The 4,944-nt window shown below is 70.0% G+C and carries 5 protein-coding genes; 3 read left to right on the forward strand and 2 right to left on the reverse strand.

Annotation, left to right across the window (positions count from 1 at the left end; genetic code table 11):
- Positions 1-318 (forward strand): aspartate/glutamate racemase family protein (locus AD428_RS13290; protein ID WP_200908037.1); only part of this gene is annotated, 318 nt, incomplete at its 5' end.
- Here the strand turns inward: AD428_RS13290 and AD428_RS13295 are convergent.
- The gene (locus AD428_RS13295; RefSeq protein ID WP_053245498.1) at positions 309-1,019 is read right to left on the reverse strand and encodes a Crp/Fnr family transcriptional regulator; all 711 of its coding nucleotides are present in this window, start codon (positions 1,017-1,019) and stop codon (positions 309-311) included. The genes AD428_RS13290 and AD428_RS13295 overlap by 10 nt on opposite strands.
- A 182-nt stretch (positions 1,020-1,201) precedes the next feature.
- Here AD428_RS13295 and AD428_RS13300 point away from each other — a divergent pair, with 182 nt between their 5' ends.
- Both AD428_RS13300 and AD428_RS13305 read left to right on the forward strand, forming a co-directional pair.
- Positions 1,202-2,857 (forward strand): acyl-CoA synthetase, encoded by a 1,656-nt coding sequence (locus AD428_RS13300; RefSeq protein ID WP_053245499.1) that lies wholly within the window; start codon positions 1,202-1,204, stop codon positions 2,855-2,857.
- A gap of 34 nt (positions 2,858-2,891) precedes the next feature.
- Positions 2,892-4,661 carry an acyl-CoA dehydrogenase gene (locus AD428_RS13305; protein WP_053245500.1) on the forward strand — a complete coding sequence of 590 codons (1,770 nt, stop codon included), beginning with the start codon at positions 2,892-2,894 and terminating at the stop codon, positions 4,659-4,661.
- On the opposite strand, the gene AD428_RS13310 is transcribed toward AD428_RS13305, so the two are convergent.
- The coding region (locus tag AD428_RS13310; RefSeq protein WP_235490148.1) for a LysR substrate-binding domain-containing protein at positions 4,643-4,944 on the reverse strand (302 nt) is incomplete at its 5' end. The two genes, AD428_RS13305 and AD428_RS13310, sit on opposite strands and share 19 nt — an antisense overlap.

Below are 4,944 nucleotides of genomic sequence, written 5' to 3' on the forward strand. Positions count from 1 at the left end.
TGGCTGGTCGACAGCAGCGTCTATCCGCACGCGCTGCGCGCCCGCGGGCTGGACTTCCTCCGCCCCGACCAGGCCGACCGCGACCGGGTCGCGCGCATCATCATGGACGAACTCGTCTACGGCCGCGTCGAGCCCGACTCGGTACGGGCGCTGCAGGCGGTGGCCCGGCGGCTGGCCGACGCCGGCTGCGATGCCGTGGTGCTGGGCTGCACCGAGCTGCCGCTGGTGTTGGACGAGGCCGGCTGCGGGCTGCCCGTGCTGGATTCCACCCGCATCCTGGCCCGCGCGGCGCTGGCGCGGGCGGCCGGTCAGAGCTGATCCAGTCCGTGCCGGCGCAGCCGCTCCAGGTCCAGCACCCGGATCTGGTTGTAGGCCAGCGCCAGCATGCCCTGGTCGGCCAGCGACTGCAGGGCCTGGTTCACGCGCTGGCGCGACAGGCCGGTGAGATAGCCCAGCTCCTCCTGCGAAATGGGCAGGGCGAGGTCGGTGGACGGATAAAGATTGGGGTTGAACAACTGCGCCAGCGATTGCGCCACCCGCGCATCGGGGTCGAGCAGCCGGTGATTCTGGATAGAGGCGATGAACTCGCCCATGCGATTGTTGAGCTGGTCGATGACGAAGCGCGAGAACGGCAGGCTGGAGGCCAGCAGTTCGTGAAAAGTGTGCGCGGGCACCTGCATGACCAGCGAAGGCTGGATGGCCACCACATCGTACTTGCGCAGCTCGCGCTTGATGACGCTGCCCTCGCCGAACCAGCCGCCGGGCGGCACGCCCGAGAAGGTGCAGCTGCGGCCGGACTCGTTGTAGATCGCCAGCTTGAGCAGGCCGGTGTGCACGCCCAGCCAGAAATCCGCGGGCGCGTTGCGCCGGGCCACACAGGCGCCGTCGGGCACCCGCTCGGCGCGCGCCGCGCCGAGCACCAGCGCCTGGTGCGCCGGCGCCAGGGCCCGGAACCAGGCACAGGCGCGGAAAAGCGCCTCCCGTTCCGCCGGAGAAACGATGTTTGAAACGTCGGACATGCTGAGATCCGTGTAAAACTCGGGATTGCCGATGCGTAAAAGCGTCTGTCATGCAGGCGACAGACTGCATTTTCGACGCCTGGTTAAGCTAGGGCAATCGGCCCGGATCAAACGATCTGCCCAGATCAAACAAGTCCGGCACAGCAATAAGGGGCGCCGCAGCGCCCCGCAGGAGACAACGCATGAGCGGCATGTTCGAACATGGCCTGGCGCGCCGCGAGGCCAACTACCAAGCTCTCACCCCGGTGGATTTCATCGCCCGCGCGGCCGAGGTCTACGGCCACCGGCTGGCCGTGGTCCATGGCCGGGTGCGCCGGACCTGGGGCCAGACCTACGAACGCGCGCAACGCCTGGCCAGCGCGCTGGAGCGCGCCGGCATCGGGCGCGGCGACACCGTCGCCGTCATGCTGCCCAACATTCCGGCCATGATCGAAGCCCATTTCGGCGTGCCCATGCTGGGTGCGGTGCTCAACACCCTCAACACCCGCCTGGACACGGCCAGCGTGCTCTTCATGCTGGGCCACGGCGAGGCCCGCGCCCTCATCATCGACACCGAATACGCCGAGATCGCCCAGCGCGCCCGCGCCGAGTTTCCCCAGATCAAGCTGATCTCGGTGCACGATCTGGACGGCGCGCCGGCCGCCCTGCCCGGCGCCGTCGATTACGAGGAATTCCTGGCCGCGGCCGATGCCCGCTACGACTGGCAGCCTCCGCCCGACGAATGGGACGCCATCGCCCTGAACTACACCTCCGGCACGACGGGCGATCCCAAAGGCGTGGTCTACCACTACCGGGGCGCCTATCTCAACGCGCTGTCCAACATCCTCGAATGGGACATGCCCAAGCACCCGGTGTATCTCTGGACCCTGCCGCTCTTTCACTGCAACGGCTGGTGTTTCGCCTGGACCGTCGCGGCGCGCGCCGGTGTCAACGTGTGCCTGCGCAAGTTCGACCCGCAGACCGTCTTCGACCTGATCCGCGCCGAGGGCGTCACCCATTACTGCGGCGCACCCATCGTGCAGAGCGCCCTGGCCAACGCGCCCGCCGCCCTGCGCGAGGGCATCGCGCATACGGTGCGCACCATGGTCGCCGGCGCCGCGCCCGCGCCGTCGGTCATCGCCAAGATGCGCGAAATCGGCTTCGAGCTGACGCACGTGTACGGCCTCACCGAAGTCTACGGGCCGGCCGCCGTCTGCGCGCGGCAGGAATCCTGGGACGCGCTGGACGACGAGCGCCGCGCCCTGCTTACCGCGCGCCAGGGCGTGCGCTATCACCTGCAGGCCGGCGTCTCGGTGCGCCACCCCGACACCATGGAGCCCGTGCCGGCCGACGAACAGACCGTGGGCGAGATCATGTTCCGCGGCAATATCTGCATGAAGGGCTATCTGAAGAACGAGCGCGCCACCGAGGAAGCCTTGCGCGGCGGGTGGTTCCACACCGGCGACCTGGGCGTCATGACCGCCGACGGCTACGTGCGCATCAAGGACCGCAGCAAGGACATCATCATTTCCGGCGGCGAGAACATCTCCAGCATCGAGGTCGAGGACGCGCTGTACCGGCACCCGGCCGTGGCCGCCGTGGCGGTGGTGGCCATGCCCGACCCCAAGTGGGGCGAAACGCCCTGCGCCTTCGTGGAACTCAAGCCCGGCTGCGCCGCCACGCAGGAGGAGATCATCGCCCACTGCAAGCTGCTGCTGCCTGGCTTCAAGGTGCCGCGCGCGGTACGCTTTGGCGAACTGCCCAAGACCTCCACCGGCAAGATCCAGAAGTTCGAGCTGCGCGCCGCGGTGGGCGCCACGCGGGCCATCGACCTGGCCGACCCCAAGCGGCCCGCCTGAGCCCCAACCCGTTTTTTCCAGGAGCCATTACGCCATGCCGTACCAAGCCCCCGTCAAGGACATGCTGTTTGTGCTGAACCACCTGGCGGGCCTGCCGCAGGTGGCCGCCCTGCCCGGCTTCGAGGACGCCACCGCCGACACCGTGCGGGCCGTGCTGGACGAGTCCGCGCATTTCGCCGCCGACGTGCTGGCGCCCCTGAACCAGACCGCCGACCGCGACCCCGGCGGCTGGCGCGACGGCGACGTCAGCACCGCGGCCGGCTTCAAGCAGGCTTTCCGCCTGTACGCCGAATCCGGCTGGCAGGGCATGAACCATCCCGCCGAATACGGCGGCCAGGGCCTGCCGGGCCTGCTGGGCGCGGCCTGCGCCGAAATGCTCAATTCGGCCAACCTGTCCTTCGCGCTCTGCCCGCTGCTGACCAACGGCGCCATCGAAGCGCTGCTCACCGCGGGCTCGCCGGCATTGCGCCAGCGCTACATCGAGCCCATGATCTCGGGCCGCTGGACCGGCACCATGAACCTGACCGAGCCGCAGGCCGGGTCCGACCTGGCCCTGCTGCGCACCCGCGCCGAACCCGCCGGCGACGGCACCTACCGCATCAGCGGCACCAAGATCTTCATCACCTACGGGGAACACGACCTGGCCGAGAACATCATCCACCTCGTGCTGGCCCGCGTGCCCGGCGCGCCCGAAGGCGTGAAAGGCATCTCGCTCTTCCTGGTGCCGAAGTTCCTGGTCAACGAAGACGGCAGCCTGGGCGAGCGCAACGACGTGCGCTGTGTCTCCATCGAACATAAGCTGGGCATCAAGGCCAGCCCCACCTGCACGCTGCAGTACGGCGACGCGGGCGGCGCGGTGGGCTATATCGTGGGCGAAGAAAACCGCGGGCTGGACGCCATGTTCATCATGATGAACGCCGCCCGCTTCGCCGTGGGCATGCAGGGCGTGGCCGTGGCCGAGCGCGCCCACCAGCACGCGCTGGCCTATGCCGCCGAACGGGTGCAGAGCCGCCCGGTGGACGGCTCCTCGCGCGAGGCCGTGCCCATCATCCGCCACCCCGACGTGCGCCGCATGCTGGGCACCATGCGCGCCCTCACCGAAGCCGGGCGCGCCCTGGGCTACTACACGGCCGGCCACGCCGACCTGGCCCACGCCAGCCCAGATCCGGAGGCGCGCAAGCGCCACCGCGCGGTGCAGGAATTCCTGGTTCCCATCGTCAAGGGCTGGTGCACCGAGATGTCCGTCGAGGTCGCCAGCCTGGGCGTGCAGGTGCATGGCGGCATGGGCTACATCGAGGAAACCGGCGCGGCCCAGTACTACCGCGATGCGCGCATCCTGCCCATCTACGAAGGCACCACGGCCATCCAGGCCAACGACCTGGTGGGGCGCAAGACGCTGCGCGACGGCGGCGCGACGGCGCGCTGGCTGCTGGACGAAATCGCCAAGACCGAGCACGACCTGCAGGCCCGCGCCGAACCGCAGGCCAGGCGCATGCTGGCTCCGCTGCGCCAGGCGCGCGAGGCGCTGGCCAGCGCCGTCGGCTTCGTGCTGGAGCACGCCGCCTCCGCCCCCAATGCCGTGTTCGGCGCGGCCGTGCCCTATCTGCTGCTGGCCGGCACCACGCTGGCCGGCTGGCAGATGGCGCGGGCGCTGCTCGCCAGCCTCGACCTCAAGGCCGAAGATCCGGCATTCCACGAGGCCAAGATCGCCACGGCCCAGTGCTACGCCCTGCACAAGCTGAGCCAGGCGCCCGGCATGGCGGCGGCGGTGCTGGGCTCGGCCGATTACGAGGTCGAGCCCTGAGGCGGGCTCGCGGCGGACCCCGCTTCCGCCGCGAACTCGCGCTCCAGCCAATCCAGGAAGGCCCGCACGGGCGCGTGACGCTCCCGGCCCGGCGCGCACAAGGCCGTATACGCCGCGCCGGGCACGCTCACCTCGGGCCGGTACGGGGCCAGCGCGCCGCCCCGCACGCAGTCCGACACCATCACGGAGCTGGCCAGCACCAGCCCCTGCCCGGCCGTGGCGGCCTGCAGGGCGTAGTGCTCCTCGGCGTAAGGCAGCACCAGGGCCGGCTCGCGCCAGCCCG

The sequence above is a fragment of the Achromobacter sp. DMS1 genome (assembly GCF_001270295.1).